The organism is Collinsella sp. LCP19S3_H3 (assembly GCF_052119145.1).
Classification (GTDB): Bacteria; Actinomycetota; Coriobacteriia; order Coriobacteriales; family Coriobacteriaceae; genus Collinsella.
The window spans coordinates 171,251-191,296 of sequence record NZ_JBQKFW010000002.1 but is presented as its reverse complement, the minus strand read 5'-3'; the positions used below and the strand labels follow the sequence as shown (position 1 = coordinate 191,296).

The window sequence follows — 20,046 nt, the reverse complement described above, 5'->3', positions numbered from 1 at the left end:
TCATGAAGGGCATCATCCTCGCCGGCGGGTCCGGCACGCGCCTGTACCCGCTCACGCTCGTGACCTCCAAGCAGCTACTGCCGGTCTACGACAAGCCCATGATCTACTATCCGCTTAGCACCCTCATGCTGGCGGGTATCAGGGACATTCTCATCATCTCGACGCCGGCCGACCTGCCCAACTTCGAGCGCCTGCTCGGGGACGGCTCGCGCTACGGCGTGAACCTGTCCTACGCCGAGCAGCCCAGCCCCGACGGCCTGGCGCAGGCCTTCACCATCGGCGAGGAGTTCATCGCCGGCGAGCCGTGTGCCCTGGTGCTCGGCGACAACATCTTCTACGGCAACGGCCTGTCGCGCCACCTGACGCGCGCCGTGCAGAACGCCGATTCGGGCCGCGCCACGGTCTTCGGCTACCACGTGGACGACCCCGAGCGCTTCGGCGTCGTGGAGTTCGACGGGGAGGGCCGTGCCGTCTCCATCGAGGAGAAGCCCGAGCGTCCCAAGAGCTCCTACGCCGTCACCGGCCTGTACTTCTACCCGGGCGACGTTGCCGCCAAGGCACATGAGGTGGAGCCGTCCGCGCGCGGCGAGCTGGAGATCACCGACCTCAACCGTATGTACCTGGAGGAGGGGACGCTGTCCGTAGTGACCCTCGGCCGCGGCTATGCGTGGCTGGACACCGGCACCATGGAGAGCCTGCACGAGGCCGCGGAGTTCGTCCGCGCCGTGGAGCATTCCCAGGACCTGCCGGTCTCGGTCCCCGAGGAGATCGCCTGGGAGAACGGCTGGATCACGACCGCCGAGCTGGAGGAGGCCGCGAAGGCCTACGGCAAGTCGGTCTACGGTCAGCACCTGAAGAAGGTCGCCGCCGGCGAGATCGTCAACAGCCCGCGCGAGTACTAATCCGATCCAATGGGAGATAGAAACATGTCCGAAGAGCTCTTCGAGCCCAGGAACATCATCGTCACAGGCGGCTGCGGCTTCATCGGCAGCAACTTCGTGCACTATGTGGTGAAGAACCACCCCGAGGTGCACGTGACCGTCCTGGACAAACTGACCTACGCCGGCAACCCCGAGAACATCGCCGGGCTGCCGGCCGATCGCGTGGAGCTCGTCGTGGGCGACATCTGCGACGCCGGGCTGCTCGATGAGATCGTCCCGGGCCACGACGCCATCGTGCACTACGCCGCCGAGAGCCACAACGACAACTCCATCGCCGACCCGGAGCCGTTCCTTCGCACCAACGTGGAGGGCACCTTCCGTCTGCTGGAGGCCGTGAGGAAGTACGGCGTCCGCTACCACCACGTCTCCACCGACGAGGTCTACGGCGACCTGGCGCTCGACGACCCGGCCAAGTTCACCGAGGAGACGCCGTATAAGCCGAGTTCTCCGTACTCGAGCACAAAGGCGTCCTCCGACATGCTCGTGCGCGCCTGGACCCGCACCTACGGCCTGCGCACCACGATCTCCAACTGCTCCAACAACTACGGCCCCTACCAGCACGTGGAGAAGTTCATTCCCAGGCAGATCACGAACATCATCGACGGCGTCCGCCCCAAGCTCTACGGAAAGGGCGAGAACGTCCGCGACTGGATCCACACCGAGGACCACTCCTCGGCCGTCTGGGACATCCTCACGATGGGCCGCATGGGGGAGACCTACCTCATTGGCGCCGACGGGGAGAAGAACAACATCACCGTCCTGCGCATGATACTCACGGCCATGGGCCGCGACCCCGAGGACTTCGACTGGGTCGCCGACCGCCCCGGCCACGATCGCCGCTACGCCATCGACTCGACCAAGCTCCAGCGCGAGCTGGGCTGGAGGCCGGCGCACACCGACTTCGCCGAGGGGCTCAAGGCCACCATTGACTGGTACGTCGCCAACGAGGCCTGGTGGCGACCGGCCAAGGAGGCCACCGAGGCACGCTACCGCGCCCAGGGCCAGTAGGCCGCCCGAGTGTCCTTACGGGGCGCCCCGGGCGGACCGCAGGGCATGGGGATGATCCTGCGGCCCGCACGGGACGCCCACAACCATCGTATCGTCGATAGGAGCTTTTCCCGCATGGCAGACATCGCATTCGAGAAGGACCTTTCCGTCACCGAGACCGGCATCGAGGGCCTCAAGGTCGTCGACCTCGCCGTCCACGGCGACTCGCGCGGCTGGTTCAAGGAGAACTGGCAGCGCGCCAAGATGACCGCTCTGGGCGTCCCTGACCTCCGCGTCGTCCAGAACAACATCTCCTACAACGACAGCCGCGGCGTCACCCGCGGCATCCACGCCGAGCCCTGGGACAAGTTCATCTCGGTGGCCCGAGGCTCGGTCTTCGGCGCCTGGGTGGACCTGCGCGAGGGCAGCTCCACCTACGGGAAGGTCTACACGACCGTACTGGACCCAAGCAAGGCCATTTACGTCCCGCGAGGCGTTGGCAACTCCTTCCAGGCCCTGGAGGACGGCACCGCCTACACCTACCTGGTGGACGCCCACTGGTCGCTGGAGCTCAAGAAGACCTACACCTTCGTGAACCTCGCCGACCCCGAGCTCGCTATCGAGTGGCCGATTCCGCTGGAGGAGGCCACCGTCTCTGAGGCCGACCTCAACCACCCGATGCTCGCCGACGTCGTCCCCATGGCTCCGAAACGCACCCTCGTCACCGGCTGCAACGGCCAGCTGGGCCGTGCGGTCCGCGCGCTGGCCGAGGAGCGCGGCGTCGCCAAGGACTTCGACTTCTGCGACATCGACACCTTCGACATGTCAGACCCGGCGGCCTATTCGCAGTACGACTGGTCGCTCTACGGCGCCGTGATCAACTGCGGCGCCTACACGGCCGTGGATAAAGCGGAGACCCCCGAGGGCCGCGTAGCCGCCTGGAAGGCCAACGCGACCGGCCCGGCGCTGCTCGCCCGCACCTGCGCCGGGCACGGGATCACCCTCATTCACGTTTCCTCCGACTACGTCTTCGACGGCACCGCCGAGGTCCATACCGAGGAGGAGCCCTTCAGTCCGCTGTCTGTCTACGGCCAGACCAAGGCCGCCGGCGACATCGCCGTGGCCGGGTGCCCGCGCCACTACATCATGCGCAGCTCCTGGGTCATCGGCGAGGGGCACAATTTCGTCAAGACCATGAAGTGCCTGTCCGACCGCGTCGCCGACCCCGAGGACGGGCTCGAGCAGGTCACCGTGGTCGACGACCAGCTGGGCCGCCTGACCTTCACGCACGACATGGCCGAGGCCATCTTCCATGTGCTGGGGACGTATGCGCCCTACGGCACATATAACTGCACTGGCTCCGGCGCCATCAGGTCGTGGGCGGACATCGCCCGCGCCGTCTTCGAGGCGGCCAACGGCAACGGCGAGAGGGTCGTGCCGGTCAGCACCGCCGGCTACTACGCGAATGCCTCCGGCCCCGTCGCCCTGCGCCCCGTCCACTCCGCACTCGATCTGTCCAAGCTCGAGGCCGTCGGCTTCCGCATGCCAGACTGGGAGGAAGAGCTGGGGGAGTATCTCGATAGCATCCTATAAGACTTCGAGATTTTGTCATTAGAATAAGCTGGTTCTCTGGGGTCGTGCGTGGGTTTTTCTCGCGCACGAGCCTCTTTGCTTTCTCGGCAGAATATGGCGAACCCACTATGCTCAATATCTCCTGTTAGAATTGAACGCAGTATTCTCAAAACATTTATTTACCTTCTAGCGAGGTCATTTATGAGCTGGTCATTATTGTTTCTTGAGGCCTTTGTTGTCGCCGTTGTTTTGATTTTGCCAGGTATGTTGGCTTCGCGGGCATTTGGTGTTCCCTTTAAACAATCTCTTTCCTTTGGTCCTGTAATCAGCGTCTTCTTTTTGGTCTTTATGGGCATCGCTCTCCGGTTTATTGGTGTTGCCGGGGCTTATTTTGCTTTATTGATTTCATTGTTCCTTTTTGCTGTGGTCAGTGGCTTGGCGTGCTTTTTGCGATTTCGCGGACGAAGCGCCTTTTTTGACACCGATATCGCCTCTCTACTGCCATACCTGTGCGCCCTTGCCTTGTCCGTTCCTGTGACGGTTTATCTTTTTGTTCGTGGTATTGGTCTGCCAGATAACTTTCTTCAGGTATACGACAATTCGTTTCATTTGAGTGTTGTCCGGAGCATGAAGCATGCTTCTAGCTATTCAATCCTCTCGGTTGGGTCGTATCTCGAGGCTGGATCCGAGGCGTTTAACCCTAATGCAAGTGCCGGTTTTTATCCCGCTGCCTGGCATATCGTTGCCGCCCTCGCGGCACGTACTTTTAATATCTCTGTTATGGCGGCCATTAATCTCACCAATTTTGTATTTGTCGCGTTTGTATTGCCCCTGGGCATTCAGTCCTTCATTGCGGTTATCACCAAGGATGATGCGAGAAAGGGCATTTGCGCTGCTGTTGTCACGCTTGCTTCGACGGCCTTCCCTTGGACACTGCTCTACTGGGGACCTGTCTATCCAAATTTCGCTGCATATTGTGCTATTCCTGCTGTTGCCGCTGTTTTCATTTGGTTTATGCAAAACTTTGAAGTTTCTTGCTCTGTTTGCGCAGCTCATCGTTCTGTCCTTGTGGCTTTGTTCTTTGGTGTGGTGGCTCTAGTTGCGTTGCAACCGAATGCGGTTTTCACGCTTGGCATTCTTTTGGTGCCTTCGATTGTTGCTTGCGTTGGTGGTCTTCTTGAACGCCAGCTGCTTCGTATGCAATCTATCTCGATTAAATTTGCCTATCATGTTTCACGCGGCTTTGTGCTTTTAGCCGTGGCTATCATTTGGTTTTTGATGACAAGAGCAAGTTTTTTGCAGGGGGTCATCAATTTCCACTGGCCCTCCTTTACCTACTTTTTTGATGCCGTTTGGAGGTCATTCTCATTTTCCTTTAAGGAGAATACTTCCTGCATTCTTGTTGCGTGCCTGGTCGTTCTTGGTAGCCTCTGCGCGTTGGCCAATAAGTCCTTCCGAGGTTATTTCTTCGTATACCTATTTTCTGCTGTACTCTTTGTTGTCGATGCCACCCAAGATGGCTTTATCAAGCATTTTCTTACGGGCTTCTGGTATACAGACCAATACCGCATCGCTGCGATGGTTGTGCTGTTCAGCATTCCGCTTTCGACGCTCGGGCTCGATTTCATCCTCGGCAAAGTGCAGGACGCTTTTTCTGCTTCTGATGGAATAGATTGTACGTCTAAGTATTTTCCCCAGGCGTTTTGTGTCGTTTTGATTTCCTGTGGCTTGTTTTGGCCCGAAAGCGTCAATCCTGCCGTTAGCAACTATTCGCCGGTCGGTTTTGCCAAGGAAGTGTTTAATTACATGTATAGCATCAATGATGTCGATAATAATCTGACGTCCGATGAGCTGACGTTCCTTGGTAAGGTCAAGCAAATTGCCGGTGACGATTTGATTATCAACAACCCCTTTGACGGCAGCGTCTACGGATATGCCATAAGCGATCTTAATCTTATGTATCGAAATTTCAGCTCTTTTGGTAAGAGTGAGACAACTGCCAGCAGGGAAATTCGCTATGGGCTCGATCGCATTTCTTATGATTCGGTGATTGCGCACGACGTTAAGCAAGCTGGTGCCAAGTATCTCCTCGTATTGGATTATGGTGAGAGTGGGCGCGAGGGCGCAGATATGCCTGGCTATCAAAGGTCTGGCTGGACGGGCATTGATTCGGTTGATGATTCCACCCCCGGCTTCTCGCTCGTTTTAAGCGAGAAAGATATGCGCCTCTACTCAATTGAATAGAGGCGCTGTCCTTATTTGCGAGGACATTTAGGTTTTATCGTCCAGTTTGGCTCTTTTGTTTTGACTGGAAATACCATTTGGAAATCGGGCGTGGAAGCACGTATAGGATGCCAGTGAGTAGCGCAATGATGGCGAAGCGGACAATCAGATATTCGATCCATGGCGCTAGTGGAAGGCTCTCGACGATACCGGAAACATATTGATAAGGAAACATGTTCAGCTCAATAAGGTGCATGCAAAAGGGCGGGAGCGTGTACTTTCCGATCCAAGCGACGGGTTTCGTTACGCTTGGGATGTGCTTACAAGTCAATTGGCATAGCTTGAGAATCACCAATGAGCCAAAGATGCTCCCAATGACATCCTGCGTCCCGTTGACGTAGGTGTTTGTTACCATGTAGAGCTTTCCAAAGCGTAGGGCTGAATAGTCTCAGATTCCTGCCATGAATAACCAGCAGATGGGCTCGATTGAGTTATCTTCGAGTAGGGCGTGCTTTCTAACGACCTGTCCAATGTACAAAAAGAACGTTGCGCTCAAGGCCTGCAGGATGCTCCAGGGAAGCCAAATGATTTGGGTCAAAACATTACCACAGAAGAAAAAACCGAGAACCAAAATCGCGGGATGACTAAATTGAATTACGATGGTTATGAGCATTTTGCCAAAGAATAGCGCGAAGGGATACCAAAGTGCGCCAATGGCGGATACGAATGCCGGGATTGCGGGCGTGATTCCTCCGCAGCCGTAAAGACTTGCCATAAACCAGTGGTTTGTTATCTCTGCCGGGTTAGTTTTTCCTGTTAAGATCGCCCCTAAGAACGAGTATCCAATTACGCCTATACAGGTAATCAGATATGGCATCAGAAGCGATTTGGCATTCTTATTAACCTTACCCGTGGCGCCGTCAATGTGGGCGTTTTAATAAGTCCGTAACTGCCAGTACTGAGTTTAGCTTACGGTCTTATTGTTTGCTGTCGGCGGTGTTTGAGGATTCGGTCTCGTGTAAGGCCATTTGATATAATCATTCATTTGAGTTGTATATCATGCGTGTCGGGCTTGTATTGGAGTCATTGTGTCGCAAAACCAGCCGCTTGTTTCGGTTCTTGTACCCATTTGCAATGTTGAGAAATATCTCGATGAGTGCCTTGGCTCTCTGCAGAACCAGACCCTCAAAGATATCGAAATCATCTGCATTAACGATGGCTCTACGGATTCTTCCTTGGAGATCATCAACAAATTTGCGTCTGAAGATTCTCGCTTTGTTGTTATCGATAAACCAAATTCCGGCTATGGCGACTCTATGAATCGCGGTTTGGAGACTGCGAAGGGCAAGTACATCTCCATCCTCGAGTCCGATGACTTCCTTGATGCTGATGCTCTTGAGTTTATGGCTCAGCAGGCTGAGGACAATACGCTTGATCTGTTTAAATGCAATTTTTGGCTCTATTGGTCGTCTTGCGATAGCGCACGACTCAATCGGCACGATGTCTATTTTCCTGCGATGAGCCAAGAGCTGATTGGCATGGGCGTTCACAAGCCCATCGATGCACCCGATGCATTCTGGGCCAAACCTTCCATTTGGTCTGCGCTGTACCGTAAGGACTTTTTGTCTTCCAATAACATCTCGTTCCTTCCCACTCCCGGAGCATCCTTCCAGGACACCAGTTTTACTTTCAAAGTCCTCGCTTGTGCGCAGCGTGCCATGTATTCGGGAAAGGCGTTTTTGCACTATCGCCAGGATAACGAACATTCTTCGGTGAATAACCCCGGCAAAGTATTTTGCGTTTGCGATGAGCATCATGAGATGACGCGCTTCCTTAATGAGGACCGCCCTGATCTCAAGCCGGCGCTGGATCCCATTCGCGCAAAGGTAAAGTTCTATAACTACGATTGGAATCTTAATAGGCTGGCTCCTGAACTCCGTCGCGATTTTATCGCCGTCTTTTCGTCTGAAATGGCTGAGGAGCTTCAGTCGAATAATATTATTTGTGCCGAGGCTCCGTTTGATCGTTATGGCTTCAATCATAGCGAGTTGGCTCGCGTTAAGGACTTTGCTGAGAACGCGGATCTTCTCGCGGTCCAGTATTCGCTTACGGGGTCCGGTAAATTCAATACGATTCGCGAGTACTTTGCGGCTGGCGGCTTTTCTATGGTGGTTCGTATGATGAAGAGAAAGCTTCGTCGTTAATATGTCTGCTTCATATTGCCCGTTGCTGTCGATCGTTGTCCCTGTTTATAACGTCGGCGGCTACTTACTGGATACCCTCGACTCGATTGCGGCTCAGTCTTACAGCAATATCGAGATTATCTGCGTTGATGATGGATCCACAGATGGGTCGGGCGAGCTGCTCGACTTGTACGCCGCTCGTGATTCCCGATTTGCTGTCTATCACGAAGTTAACCGTGGAGTTTCTGCTGCTAGAAACTTTGGTATCGATAAGGCCCATGGCGAGATTGTCCTTTTTGTTGATGCTGACGACTTGCTAAAGTCCAATGCTTGCGATGTCATTCGCCAAGCCTTTGACAATGATGACCAGGTGGATATCTTAAAGTTCTCCGCCGATCCCTTTCCGATCGAGCTTTCCAATCCGTGGCTTACGTCGACGTTGTCATTGGATGATGAAGAGTATTCCGGCTACAGTGATAAGCTAGTCTTTTATGCTAAGACTAGGCCGTTTCCCTGGAATGGAGCTTATCGCCTTTCCTTCTTGCGCGACCATGAGCTCTATTTTCCCGTTGGGCTGACGCTCGGCGAGGACCAGGTTTTTTCGTTTGCTACGCTGGGAAGGTCTTCTCGCACAAAGCTTCTTTCTGATTCGCTGTACGATTACCGTCTGTCCCGCAAGGATTCGGCGATGTGCCTGATGGCCCAGGATGAGAAATTGCGCCTCCAGAAGCATTTGCAAGTGGTCGATTGCATCATGGCCGATTGGGGCAAGCAGGGGAGATTCGAAGGTGAGTCCGGTCGCTCTATGCTGCTCTTTGTTGCAGACTTCCTTGTGTTCGATCTGCTCGAAATCAGGAACCAGGCAGTTCGAGAGGAACTACTGCGAGAGCTGCAACGCATTCTTTCGAAGTATTTGACGATTGATGAAATTGAACAGTTGCTGTCGGGTGATAGAATCCTAAAGTTCTACCAGCAGCTGCTCGCGCAAGACGGCCCTGCTTCGTTTGGTGCATCCAGCATCTATTCGTTTGTTGCCGAGCTAAAGGGCTATAAGGCAGCTGTGTTTATGCTAATCGATCGCGCTAAAACTTCGCTTCTTACCGCGTGTGGCGTTTTGTCTGCGAAGGATATACAGGACGACTTATTTGAAGACGCACCGTCTATCTCTGAGGCGATTGAGGCGTTTAAGTCGCGCTCATAATTCTTATTACTGTGGTGACGCCGTTCGTGAATCGCGGCTATTTGAATTCTAGATGAGAAGCGGTTGGTATGTTGTTACCAACCGCCTCTATATCGTTTAAGTTGCTATCAAACTGTGTTCACCTTTGAACAACCTAGCCTGCGGCCTTCAGGCGATGCTGCTTAAGCTTTGTTCGGATGGACTCAATGATGAGCGGGTCCACAATCGATGCTACCGCTAGCGCTAGTCCGTAGGCCAGTGCTGCCGCTAATATCCAAGACGCCAGCCTAAGGGGCCATGTGAGTTCCGCATACCCTCCGTTCAGTGCTCCAGCATAGATTGCAGTGGTGGCAAATTCAATCGTTGCATATTGCAAGAGATAAATTGAGTAGGACCTTTTTGCGGCCCATTCGATAATTTTTGAAAGCGCTTGTGAGTGGACTCTGATTCCGTCAAACGTGATGAATACGGCTACGGTCACAATCATCCAGTTAAAGCTCGGATCGGATCTTTCGAAACCAAAATACGCGCTAGCAATATCGAAGATGAAAAATAGAATACCGATTGACTTAATAAAACTAGTTTCCCGCTTGTCCAATAATGGCGTTACTCGCTTGATGAAATATCCCAAGCAAAAGAACGTGAAATACGTTCCTCCGAGCAGCGATCGCGGAATAATGCGTTGAAGTATGCTTACGGCTGCTGCAAGGGTGACATGCTGAGAGTTGACGAGCAAGGAGTTTGCGGCACACGACAGCCCACCCCATGCATAGATTCCCAAGGTTATGAACAGGGCCATTTTGCAGGTGCGGTCGTCGAGTGCATCAAACATTTTGGCCAGTACCGGTGCTACCAAAATGCACGGAATGAGCGCTGGTACAAACCACCAACCGCCTTGAACTAGACCGCTGGTATATCTGATGTAGCTGGTATCATGTACTGAGCCGGTTGCTGCTTTGTATGCATATAAAAGTCCGGCATATACAAAGATAGGAAGCAGCAACGATAAGACTTTTCCGAAGAGGTAGTCCTTGTAGCTCTTCTTAAGTGGCTTCAGCGCGAAATAGCCCGACAGGCAAAAGAAGATTGGGTCGCAGATGATGGCGGCCGTGCCTGCTATTGCGCCAGCGTTAATGCCGCGAAAACTGCCTAGTTGCGGTGCGATGTGAACAACAACAACTAAAAACATTGAGAGGGCTCTTAGAAGATCCCAGTTTGTAAGACGCTTATTAGTGTTCATTGAAGCCTACTCACCTATTGAATTGCGCGTTTTGTATACCTGAAGCTCCCATTGTTTCTTTTCGACCTTGGCGACCGAGTCGAGGATGAAGCCCGTTGCCAGGCTGAGGCCGCACAGGAACATGAAACACGCGGCGAGCATGGCAGTTGGGAAGCGGGGAACCAGCCCGGAGTGGAAGTACTCTACGATGACGGGGATGCCGAGCACAAGGCCGATAGCGGCGAAGACCAGGGCGATGAGGCTGAAGAATTTGAGCGGTCGGTAGTCCTTGAAGAGCGTGCCGATCATGGCTATGACCTTGATGCCGTCGCCGACCGTGTCGAGTTTGGACACTGAACCAGCGGGGCGGTCCCGGTACTCCACCGGGACGTCCTTAATTCGCCAACGGTGGTCGACGGCGTGGATGGAGAGCTCGGTCTCGATCTGAAACCCCTCACTCAGGACGGGGAACGTCTTGACGAATGGCAGGCTCATGGCGCGGTAGCCCGTCATGACGTCCTCGAAGCTGTAGCCGTAGATCCACTTGATCATGGCGCGGACCAGGTTGTTGCCGAATCCGTGGAAGGCGCGCTTGTTCTCCTCGGCGTAGGTGCCGTTGGACAGGCGGTCGCCCACGGTCATGTCCGCCTCTCCGGCGAGGACGGGGTCGCAGAGCGCGCGGGCCGCCTCGGCGGGGTAGGTGTCGTCCCCGTCGACCATGAGGTAGCAGGCGGCGTCGATGTCGCGGAACATCTGGCGGCAGACGTTGCCCTTGCCCTGGCGCGACTCGAGGTGTTTGTGTCAAGCTCGGGCTTTCAATTGAGGCAGCGGTTCTTTTCACACGTGGCAAGGAAAGGTTTCAGGTTTGGCAAAGGCGTGCCTCTTTCTCTCTTTGGCTTTGCCTCTTAGCCCCTTCGGGCCATAGGCGAGGCCTCCATCCTCTTCGTCGGCCCCTCGAACACGACCAGGTGGCCGTAGTGGACGATTCGGTCGATCATGGCAGCCGCCATCTGGTCGTCGGTCAGGATCTTTCCCCACCTGCTGAACTCAAGATTCGTGGTCACGATAAGGCTTCTCCTCTCGTAGCACTTGTTCACCACCTGGTACAGGAGCTTGGCGCCATCTTGGTTTATGGGAAGGTACCCAAGCTCGTCCAGTATCACCAGATCGGCCCTCTCGACCTCTTTGAACACCTTCTCCAAGGTTCCCTCGGCTTCGGCCTTGGTCATCCTCACGACGAGGTCTGCGATCGTCGTGAACATCACCGTCATCCCCATGGCGCAGGCTGCGGTTCCGCACGCTATGGCCATGTGGGTCTTGCCGTTCCCCACGCCGCCGTACAGGACGAGGTTCTGCTTGTCTGCAATGAACCTGCAGCTCTCGATGCCCCCGCGTCCGATCTCCTCCGGCACCTTTACCCTCGACCAGTCGTACCCTTCGAAGGTCTTGGGGACCGGGAACTTGGCCCGTTTCAGCAGCCGCCCCCTCCTGCTCTCCTCTCTCCAGGAGAGCTCCTCCTCGAACATGCCTGCCAAGAACCTGAGCTCTGCGGCCGTCGACTCCGACGCGTACTTCTCCGCAGTGTGGTTGGATAGCATCACGGCCCTGAACCCTCTTCTCACCGCGCTCTCCAGGTCGCCTCGCGCGCTCATGCGGCGTCACCTCCGAGCATCCTGTCGTAGACAGTGAGATCCGGGCCGACGTCGGGCTCCGTCCCAAGGCCGAACCCGCCCATCCTCGCGAGCATCATCTCCACGTCGGAGGGCCTGGCTCTCCCCGTTGAGGCCAGCACCTCGGAGATAGCGGCGCCGACGTCCTCGACCGAGCTCTCCCTGCACCACCTGCGCATGCACACGATCAGGTCCTTTCTGGCAGCCGACTCCAGCGCGTCCACATGGACCCTCACGTCTGCGGGCATGGCGGCCCTGACCGCCGAGTTGCGCCATGCGCCGGGCTTCCTCACCAGCAACGCCAGCTGGGACACGGCCTCCGGCCCGTTCTTCGCGGCCCCGAACCTCCTCGCGTGCTCCGCCACGATCTCGCCCGCGGCGTCCGCGAACGCGACGGTGTGGGCGCCGTACACGGCGGTGACGGTGCCGGAAGCCTGCCTGTGGCCCACATGGTAGCGGTGGCCGCCGTCGACGGTGGCGTCGCCGCGCTTGTCCACCGACACGCCGGTGACGAATCGCATGCAGCTGAAGGGCTTGGCGGGCAGGGGCGGCATCGCCGACCTGTCCCTCTCGAACAGCTCCGACCATGTCAGCCCCTTCTCGTAGTGGCGGTTCGAACCCGAGCCCGAGCAGCGGCTGAGCAGCTCCGCGTTGAACAGCTCGATGTCGTCGACGCTGGGCGCAGGCGTGAACAGATGCTGGCGACACCAGTAGACCTTTCGCTCCACATTGCCCTTCTCGTTGCCGGCGCGGGGGTTGGCGTAGGTCGCCTCGAACCCGTAATGGGCCTTCATCCGGCGGAAGAGGTCCGCCTCGGTCACGCTTTGCCCGCGGCGCCTGCCGGCGCCCGTGGCGTTGTCGAAGACGATGCAGGTGGGAACGCAGCCGATGTGCTCGAAGATGTCGCGGAGGCCCTGGCACACGCACTCGCTGGTCTCGCCCGCGAAGAGCTGGCAGAAGCCCATGTTGGAGAAGGGGAAGCTGAGCACCAGGAAGTGCATCCTCACGCGCTCTCCCCCGGCCAGCACGTCGACGTCGCCGAAGTCGGCCTGCGCCTCCCCCGGCGCCCAGACAAGCTCCATATAGCAGTCGGACGCCGCGGATATCTCGGCCTTGCGCCTCCTCACGTAGTTCTTGACGGTTCCGTAGCCGCCGTCGTAGGCGGTCTCGTCCAGCAAGCGCTCGTATATGCGCTTTGCGCTGTGTCGCTGCTTGCGCCATACGCGCTGGTCGCCGAGCAGGATCTCGTCGACGAAGGGCTTGTAAGGGTCAAGGATCGACGGGCGCGATTGCAGGCTCGGGGCCTGCGGCGAGAAATCGTCCATCGCGATGTACTTGCGGATCGTCGGTTGGGATATCCCCGTCCTGCGCTGTATCTCCGCATTGGAGAGGCCCCTTCTCGACATCTCTCGTATACTTTCGATCATTGGCATGCTGATCATCCTTCCTGCCTCCTGTGCAATTGTCAGTTGGTAGCTGCAATTGCAACGGTAGGCCTAGCTGGTCGGCATGCCTTTGCCTTTTCTGAAATTTTTCGTTTCCGTAGATGAAAAGAATGGGTGCCGCACTAGCAACAATCAGATTGCCCTAAACACTCGAGGCGCACGGTGGCGCCATGCTCCATGGCGATCCGGGACGTGCCGTCGGTCGAGTTGTTGTCGTAGACGTAGACCGTGGCCCCGGGGAGCTCGCGGCGGAAGTCGTCGACGACCTTGCCTATGGTGACGGCCTCGTTGTAGCAGGGAATGATGACCGCTGTGTCTGTGTAGTCCAAGATGAATGCCCCCATAAGTTATTGACAGGTTGCTAGTATACCTGTCGGCTGGTGCCTGTAATTGCTATGGGGTACTTTTCCAGATTTGCATCGCTGGGTTAGTTGCCGAGTTTGAAGGCTATACTTTCCACTGTTATGTATTACGAGACAAGGAGTTGGTCCGTGACTGACAGCGTAGATAGTCAGAAAGCGGTGGCTAAGCCGGCCTCTCACGCTAAAAATGATTTCGAAAAAGACAAATACATCCTGAGGCAACTTGTCACCAAGGATTTTAAGATTAAGTATCGTCGCAGCGTTTTGGGTGTTGCGTGGTCGGTGCTTAATCCGCTTCTTATGATGGTCGTCATGTCCATTGTGTTCTCGACCATTTTTGCTCAAGGTCGCAACGGCTCCATTACGCCTGATATGTACCCGCTGTATCTGATCGTCGGTAACATTACGTTCTCGGTTATGTCCGAGTCAACGAATCAGGCACTTATGTCGATCATCGTCGCTTCATCGCTGCTCAAGAAGGTTAAGGTGCATCGCTGGGTGTTCCCGGTTCAGAAGGTTCTGTTCTCGCTGGTGAACTTTGCTTTTTCACTGGTTGCCGTAGCGATTGTTATGCTGTGGTTCCATATCGTTCCCTCATGGCATCTTATCCTGCTGCCCGTTTGCCTGTTTTTGCTCATGTGCTTTTGCATGGGCTTGGGCTTGATGCTTTCGGCGTTGGCGGTCTTTTTCCGCGATGTTATGCACCTGTGGAGCGTTGTTATTACTGCTTGGATGTATTTGACGCCGATTTTCTGGACGACAGACTTTATCAGCCAGATGGCTCGTTGGATTCAGGTACTCGTGGTTGTCAATCCCATGTACAACTACCTTCAGTTTATGCGTGATATCTTCCTGTTTAATACCGTGCCTTCTGCGCTTACCTTTGGGCTGTGTGTTGTTTGGGCTGTTCTTGCTCTTGCCATTGGCTATACCGTGTTCCACAAAACCGAGCACAAGTTCATTCTCTACATCTAAGGAGTGCTGTTCATGACTGAATCTGCTATTGATTACAGCAAGCAGCCCCTTGCTGTTGAGGTCAAAGACGTCACCATGATCTTTAACATGGCGTCCGAATCGCTTACAAACCTCAAGGAGTACTTTATTAAGCTCGCAAAGCACGAGCTGTTCTTTGAGGAGTTCCGTGCGCTTAAGCACATTTCGTTTGATGTGCATCGCGGCGAGGTCGTTGGCCTTGTTGGTACTAACGGCTCCGGCAAGTCTACGATGCTTAAGATCATCGCTGGCGTTTTGGAGCCCAGCGAAGGTGAGGTTAAGGTCCACGGCAATATCGCGCCGCTGATTGAGCTCGGCGCCGGCTTTGATCCGGAGCTTACTGCGCGTGAGAACATCTATCTGAACGGTGCACTGCTTGGCTATACCAAGGAGTTTATCGACGCTAGCTTTGACGATATCATTGAGTTCGCTGAGCTTAAAGACTTCGTTGACATGCCGCTGAAGAACTTCTCTTCGGGTATGGTCGCGCGTATCGCCTTTGCTATCGCCACGATTACCGAGCCCGATATCCTGATCGTCGATGAGACTCTTTCTGTTGGCGATGTCTTTTTCCAGCAGAAGTGCGAGCGTCGTATTCAGCACTTTATCGAGAGCGGCGACGTCACGGTCTTATTCGTTTCTCACTCCATGGAGCAGGTTGAGCGTATTTGCCAACGTGCTGTTTGGATCGAAAAGGGCGATCTACGTATGGATGGCCCCGTGGATGAGGTCTGCAAGGCATACCACGACCAGTTCAAGTAGGTTATAATTTATTAGCCGTGTGAACTTGTACCCGCTTGGACGTGCGGCCTTATGCTCCATTAGCTCAGTTGGATAGAGCAGGGGACTTCTAATCCCAAGGTCGACGGTTCGAATCCGCCATGGAGCACCAGAGAGTTTTTGAAGACCCGGTTATTGTGCCGGGTCTTTGCTTTTTGGGACGCGTGCGCGTGCAGTGCTCCCTCAACAATAAGTCCGATGCAGCGATGCTGCACCGGACTTTCTACATCCCAGAATGGCTATCAGCCTTTGACTGTTGGGGTCTTACGCCTCCGTCGGCTCCACGCCCAGCTCGTGGCGCACGAGCTGGAAGGCGGCGGCGATGGCCTTGTCCATGTCGTAGTACTTGTAGCCGCCCAGGCGACCGGCGAAGATCACGTCACCCTCCCGTGCCGCCAGCTCCTCGTACTGCTTGTACAGGGCCTCGTTCTTGGCGTCGTTGATGGGGTAGTAGGGCTCGTCGCCGGGCTTCCAGTCGGCAGGGTACTCGCGCGTGATGACGGTCTTGTCCTGCGAGCCGAACTCAAAGTGCTTGTGCTCGATGATGCGCGTGTAGGGGATCTCGCGCTCGGTGTAGTTGACCACGGCCACGCCCTGGTGGTCCTGCTCGTCGAGCGTCTCGGTCTCAAAGCGCAGGCTGCGGTACTCGAGCGTGCCCAGCTTAAAGTCGTAGAACGCGTCGATGGGGCCGCAGTAGATCGTCTTGGCGGCGATATCGGGCTCGGCGGCGATCAGCTCCTTGTACTCCACGCCGCAGCGCACCTCGACGCCCTCGAGCATGTTGGCGACCATCTTGGTGTAGCCGCCCATGGGGATGCCCTGGTAGCGGTCGTTGAAGTAGTTGTTGTCGTAGGTAAAGCGGCAGGGGAGGCGCTTGATGATGCTCGCGGGCAGGTCGCGGCAATCACGGCCCCACTGCTTCTCGGTGTAACCCTTCACGAGCGTCTCGAAGATGTCGCGGCCGACGAGCGACAGTGCCTGTTCCTCAAGGTTCTGCGGCTCGCCGATGTTCTCCGCGGCTACCTGCTCGGCGATCTTGGCCTTGGCATCGGCCGGCGTAACGACGCCCGGCCACATCCTGGCGAAGGTGTTCATGTTGAAGGGCATGTTGTACATGTTGCCGTGGAAGTTGGCGACCGGCGAGTTGACGTAGTTGTTGAACTCGGCGAAGCGGTTGACGTAGTCCCAGACGTCCTTCATGGAGGTGTGGAAGATATGCGCGCCGTAGCGGTGGACCTGGATGCCCTCGACGTCCTCGGTGTAGATGTTGCCGGCGATGTGGTCGCGGCGGTCGATGACCAGGACCGACTTGCCGGCGCGCTTGGCGGCATTGGCAAAGACGGCACCCGAAAGGCCGGCGCCGACGACGAGGTAATCGTACTGGGACATGGATATGCTCCTTTGTATGTCGATTAGACAGTTACAAATGATTCAGGACAAACGCCACTGACTCATTTGCCCCATAGATTAGTGTAGCAGACGCTCCCTCAGCAGCTCCAGCGCGTGCGCGTAGCCTTGCAGGCCCTCGCCGGTGATGGTGGCGAAGCAAGCCAGGCGGGCGTAGCTCACCTGGCGGAAGTCTTCGCGCGTCTCTACGGCGCTAATGTGGACCTCAACGGCGGGGATGGCGACGGCCTTGAGGGCGTCGAGGATGGCCACGCTCGTATGCGTGTAGGCAGCCGGGTTGATGACGATGCCGTCGACCTTGCCGTAGGCCTCTTGGATCTTGTCGACGATGCTGCCCTCGTGGTTGGACTGGAAGACCTCGACCTCGTCAAAGCCCTGTGCGGCACCTGCCTCCTGGCAGATCTGGACCAGGCGGTCGTAGTTGTCGCTGCCGTAGATGCCCGGCTCGCGAATGCCGAGCATGTTGAGGTTGGGGCCGTTGATGACGAGTGCTTTCATGGTTGCTTCCTTTGTGGTCTGGTTGGTGGCGGGGCTTGCTGTCTGCGACGTTTGCCCAGATAAAACCTGCCAAAATAAACCTGTCCCTTTTTGGCAGGTTTTAGAGGGCGTCGAGGACGGCGCGGGCGGTGTTGGCGGCGCTGTCGCGTGAGTCGATGATGTAGTCGGCCCAGGCGCGGTAACGCGGCATGCGCTGCTCGGCGAGCTTGTCGATGCCGTCGCGGGCGGTGATGGGGCGGCCCTTGTGGGCGAGCTCCTCGAGCTTACGGTTGAGCATCACGATCTGGCTGTTCTGGTGCAACAGGGGATAGTTCTCGTCACGCGTGACCACGCCGCCGCCCGTGGAAAGCACCAGGCCGCTGCGCTTGGAGATGTCGGCCAGCGCCGCCGTCTCCTGCTCGCGGAAGGCAGCCTCGCCACGTTCGACGATAAAGTCGGCGCAGGGCATGCCCAGGCGCTCCTCGAGAGCACGGTCCAAGTCTATGTGCTCGCGGCCCGTGAGCTGGGCGATCTGCTCGCCCACGCGGGTCTTGCCCGAGCCCGGCATGCCGATGAGCGCGATGTTCTGCTCGCGGCGAGACAAGCGCTCCGTCACATCCAGGATGCGCTCGCGCGGGGTGGCTTGGCCGGTATAGCGCTCGACAGCCTGTGCTGCCTGGGCAACAAGCATGAGCAGACCTCCGATGCAGGGGGTCCCGCGGCGCTCGGCCTCGAGCATCAGACCCGTGCGGGCGGGGTTGTAGACAATGTCGATGACGCCCTCGAGCGCATCGAGCCCTTCGAGCGTGCAGGGAGCGTCGGGGCAGTGAGGGAACATGCCGGCGGGCGTGCAGTTGACGAGCAGCGCCGCGTCGGACTGCTGTGCGATGTTGTCGTAGTTGACTTCACTCGTGCGGCCGACAGGTACAACGACCGCGCCCAGGTCGCCGAGTACCATGCTTGCTGTGGTGCCGGCACCACCGGTGGCGCCGAGCACGAGGACCTTCTTGCCGGCAACCTCAACGCCCAGCTCCTCGACCAGGCACTGAAAACCAAAGTAGTCGGTGTTGTCGCCGCGCAGGCGGCCGTCGGGTAGGCGCGTGATGGTGTTGACGTTACCCATGCGCTTGGCGAGTGGGCTCAGCTCGTCCAGGTAGTCCATGACGGCGCGCTTGTAGGGGATGGTCACGTTGGTGCCCTCCCACTCGTCGCCCGTCATAAAGGCTTCGAGGTCCTCGGGCTCGCGCTCAAAGCGCACGTACTCCAGCCCTGCGAGCTCCTTGTAGATGGTCGGGGTGTAGCTGTGACCCAGCACACGGCCCAGGACGCCGTAGGGGCGGGTTGCGGTGACATCGGTCATCTAGAGCACCTCCGTGTAGCTGCCAAAGTAGGTAAAGCTCTCGCACACGTCATCGATGGAATCGAGCAAGTCGTCGAGGGCCTTGCTGCCAAAGGGGCAGTCCAGGTCAAAGTAGAACATAAACTCAAAGTCGTGCCCGGGGATGGGGCGGCTCTCGAGCTTGATGAGGTTGATATTGAGCGCGTAGAAGCGCTCGAGTACGCGGTAGAGGGCGCCCGGCTCGTTTGCCGTAGTGATCATGAGCGAGGTACGGTTGGCACCGGGATAGACGCGCGGCTCGCGGCAGATGACAACAAAGCGCGTGTAGTTGTTGTCCGAGTCCTGGATGTTGGGCTCCAGCACCTCCAGACCGTAGAGCGCCGCGCAGCTGCGCGAGGCGATGGCGGCGACGTCGGTGCGATCGGAGTTGGCGACCATCTCGGCCGACATAGCAGTGTTGGGGTACTTGGTGGCGTGCAGGCTGTGGGCCTCGATAAAGCCGGCGCACTGTGCGATGGCCTGGCCATGGCTGTAGACCTCGCGCACGTCGGCGAGCTTGGTGCCGGGCTTGACGAGCAGGTTGTGATCGATCTTGAGGCGCAGCGAACGCACGATATGGAAGTCGAACTGTGCGAGCAGGTCATAGACGGCGTTGACCGAGCCGGCAGTGGAGTTTTCGATGGGCAGCACGCCAAACTCGCAGAAGCCGTCGCGTACGGCGCGCATAACGCCCTCGAAGGTCTCGAAGAACGCAATATCGGGCACGTCGAAGAGCTTGCACGCGGCTATCTGGCTGTAGGCGCCTTCCACGCCCTGGCAGGCGACGCTGGCCGTCTGGGGAAAGGGCGTATCGAAGGCTGCTGCCGTGGCGTGGGCCTTTTGCGACACGGTGATGCCCTTGAGCTCGTTGATGTAGCGCTGCTGCTCGGCCTTGCTCATGCTCATGAGGAGGCGGAACAGGGTAATGGTCTGGGCCTCGTAGCGCTCGGGTGCTCGGCTGGCAAGGTTGTTGAGTTTGGAGCGCTCGCGGGCGGGGTCAAAGACGGCCTTGCCCATCTCGATCTTTGATTTGGCGACCTCGGTGGCAATGTCCATGCGCTCGACAAAGCTATTGAGGAGCGTGGTATCGATGCCATCGATGGCCTGGCGGATGTCGGCAAGGTCCATGGAGACCCCTTTCGTGAATCGTTGCCTGGGGTAGTTAATTTGGGACGGGGCTTTTTTAGCTACCCTTTGACTGGTGGCGAATCGATGGGTGCCGGGGCAAA

General features: G+C 57.0%; 18 protein-coding genes and 1 tRNA gene. 10 read left to right on the top strand and 9 right to left on the bottom strand.

Annotated elements, in window-relative coordinates; genetic code table 11:
- The first annotated feature begins 2 nt into the window (after positions 1–2).
- The 7 genes from rfbA (at position 3) to ACTQZF_RS01795 (ending at position 9,107) form a co-directional block, all read left to right on the top strand.
- The gene (gene rfbA / locus ACTQZF_RS01825) at positions 3–902 is read left to right on the top strand and encodes a glucose-1-phosphate thymidylyltransferase RfbA (RefSeq protein WP_441554396.1); all 900 of its coding nucleotides are present in this window, start codon (positions 3–5) and stop codon (positions 900–902) included.
- A 24-nt stretch (positions 903–926) separates the two neighbouring features.
- Positions 927–1,949, top strand: a complete 1,023-nt coding sequence (rfbB, locus tag ACTQZF_RS01820) for a dTDP-glucose 4,6-dehydratase (protein WP_441554395.1) — start codon at positions 927–929, stop codon at positions 1,947–1,949.
- Between the two features lie 114 nt (positions 1,950–2,063).
- A complete protein-coding gene (locus tag ACTQZF_RS01815) occupies positions 2,064–3,521 on the top strand; it encodes a sugar nucleotide-binding protein (RefSeq protein WP_441554394.1) in 1,458 nt (485 codons plus the stop codon).
- Positions 3,522–3,701: 180 nt separating this feature from the next.
- Entirely contained in the window at positions 3,702–5,744 is a 2,043-nt protein-coding gene (locus ACTQZF_RS01810) for a DUF6541 family protein (RefSeq protein ID WP_441554392.1), read from the top strand.
- Positions 5,745–6,231: 487 nt separating this feature from the next.
- Positions 6,232–6,411, top strand: a complete 180-nt coding sequence (locus tag ACTQZF_RS01805) for a hypothetical protein (RefSeq protein WP_441554391.1) — start codon at positions 6,232–6,234, stop codon at positions 6,409–6,411.
- 400 nt (positions 6,412–6,811) lie between these two features.
- Positions 6,812–7,927 carry a glycosyltransferase gene (locus ACTQZF_RS01800; RefSeq protein WP_441554390.1) on the top strand — a complete coding sequence of 372 codons (1,116 nt, stop codon included), beginning with the start codon at positions 6,812–6,814 and terminating at the stop codon, positions 7,925–7,927.
- A 1-nt stretch (position 7,928) separates the two neighbouring features.
- Entirely contained in the window at positions 7,929–9,107 is a 1,179-nt protein-coding gene (locus ACTQZF_RS01795) for a glycosyltransferase (RefSeq protein ID WP_441554389.1), read from the top strand.
- A gap of 133 nt (positions 9,108–9,240) precedes the next feature.
- Here the strand turns inward: ACTQZF_RS01795 and ACTQZF_RS01790 are convergent, their stop codons facing one another.
- From ACTQZF_RS01790 to ACTQZF_RS01770, 5 genes are all read right to left on the bottom strand, one after another.
- Positions 9,241–10,326: an acyltransferase gene (locus tag ACTQZF_RS01790; RefSeq protein ID WP_441554387.1), complete on the bottom strand. Its 1,086-nt coding sequence runs from the start codon at positions 10,324–10,326 to the stop codon at positions 9,241–9,243.
- A 6-nt stretch (positions 10,327–10,332) separates the two neighbouring features.
- Positions 10,333–11,025: a glycosyl transferase gene (locus ACTQZF_RS01785; protein WP_441554386.1), complete on the bottom strand. Its 693-nt coding sequence runs from the start codon at positions 11,023–11,025 to the stop codon at positions 10,333–10,335.
- A gap of 185 nt (positions 11,026–11,210) precedes the next feature.
- Complete coding sequence (istB, locus tag ACTQZF_RS01780; protein WP_304202432.1) at positions 11,211–11,957, bottom strand: IS21-like element helper ATPase IstB; 747 nt, start codon at positions 11,955–11,957, stop codon at positions 11,211–11,213.
- Positions 11,954–13,408: an IS21 family transposase gene (gene istA / locus ACTQZF_RS01775; RefSeq protein ID WP_441554385.1), complete on the bottom strand. Its 1,455-nt coding sequence runs from the start codon at positions 13,406–13,408 to the stop codon at positions 11,954–11,956. Before istA ends, istB begins: the two co-directional genes overlap by 4 nt.
- Positions 13,409–13,542: 134 nt before the next feature.
- On the bottom strand, positions 13,543–13,764 hold the full coding sequence (locus ACTQZF_RS01770; protein ID WP_441554384.1) for a glycosyltransferase: 222 nt from the start codon (positions 13,762–13,764) through the stop codon (positions 13,543–13,545).
- A gap of 147 nt (positions 13,765–13,911) precedes the next feature.
- Here ACTQZF_RS01770 and ACTQZF_RS01765 point away from each other — a divergent pair, with 147 nt between their 5' ends.
- From ACTQZF_RS01765 to ACTQZF_RS01755, 3 genes are all read left to right on the top strand, one after another.
- Positions 13,912–14,757: an ABC transporter permease gene (locus tag ACTQZF_RS01765; protein ID WP_441554382.1), complete on the top strand. Its 846-nt coding sequence runs from the start codon at positions 13,912–13,914 to the stop codon at positions 14,755–14,757.
- Between the two features lie 12 nt (positions 14,758–14,769).
- Complete coding sequence (locus ACTQZF_RS01760) at positions 14,770–15,537, top strand: ABC transporter ATP-binding protein (RefSeq protein WP_117639984.1); 768 nt, start codon at positions 14,770–14,772, stop codon at positions 15,535–15,537.
- 53 nt (positions 15,538–15,590) lie between these two features.
- A tRNA-Arg gene (locus ACTQZF_RS01755) sits at positions 15,591–15,667 on the top strand.
- A gap of 152 nt (positions 15,668–15,819) precedes the next feature.
- Here the strand turns inward: ACTQZF_RS01755 and glf are convergent.
- The 4 genes from glf to pheA form a co-directional block, all read right to left on the bottom strand.
- Positions 15,820–16,944: a UDP-galactopyranose mutase gene (gene glf / locus ACTQZF_RS01750; protein ID WP_441554380.1), complete on the bottom strand. Its 1,125-nt coding sequence runs from the start codon at positions 16,942–16,944 to the stop codon at positions 15,820–15,822.
- Positions 16,945–17,022: 78 nt separating this feature from the next.
- A complete protein-coding gene (gene aroQ, locus ACTQZF_RS01745) occupies positions 17,023–17,460 on the bottom strand; it encodes a type II 3-dehydroquinate dehydratase (RefSeq protein ID WP_128620624.1) in 438 nt (145 codons plus the stop codon).
- 100 nt (positions 17,461–17,560) lie between these two features.
- Complete coding sequence (locus tag ACTQZF_RS01740; RefSeq protein WP_441554378.1) at positions 17,561–18,799, bottom strand: shikimate kinase; 1,239 nt, start codon at positions 18,797–18,799, stop codon at positions 17,561–17,563.
- Complete coding sequence (gene pheA / locus ACTQZF_RS01735; protein WP_441540737.1) at positions 18,800–19,945, bottom strand: prephenate dehydratase; 1,146 nt, start codon at positions 19,943–19,945, stop codon at positions 18,800–18,802.
- Between the last annotated feature and the right edge of the window lie 101 nt (positions 19,946–20,046).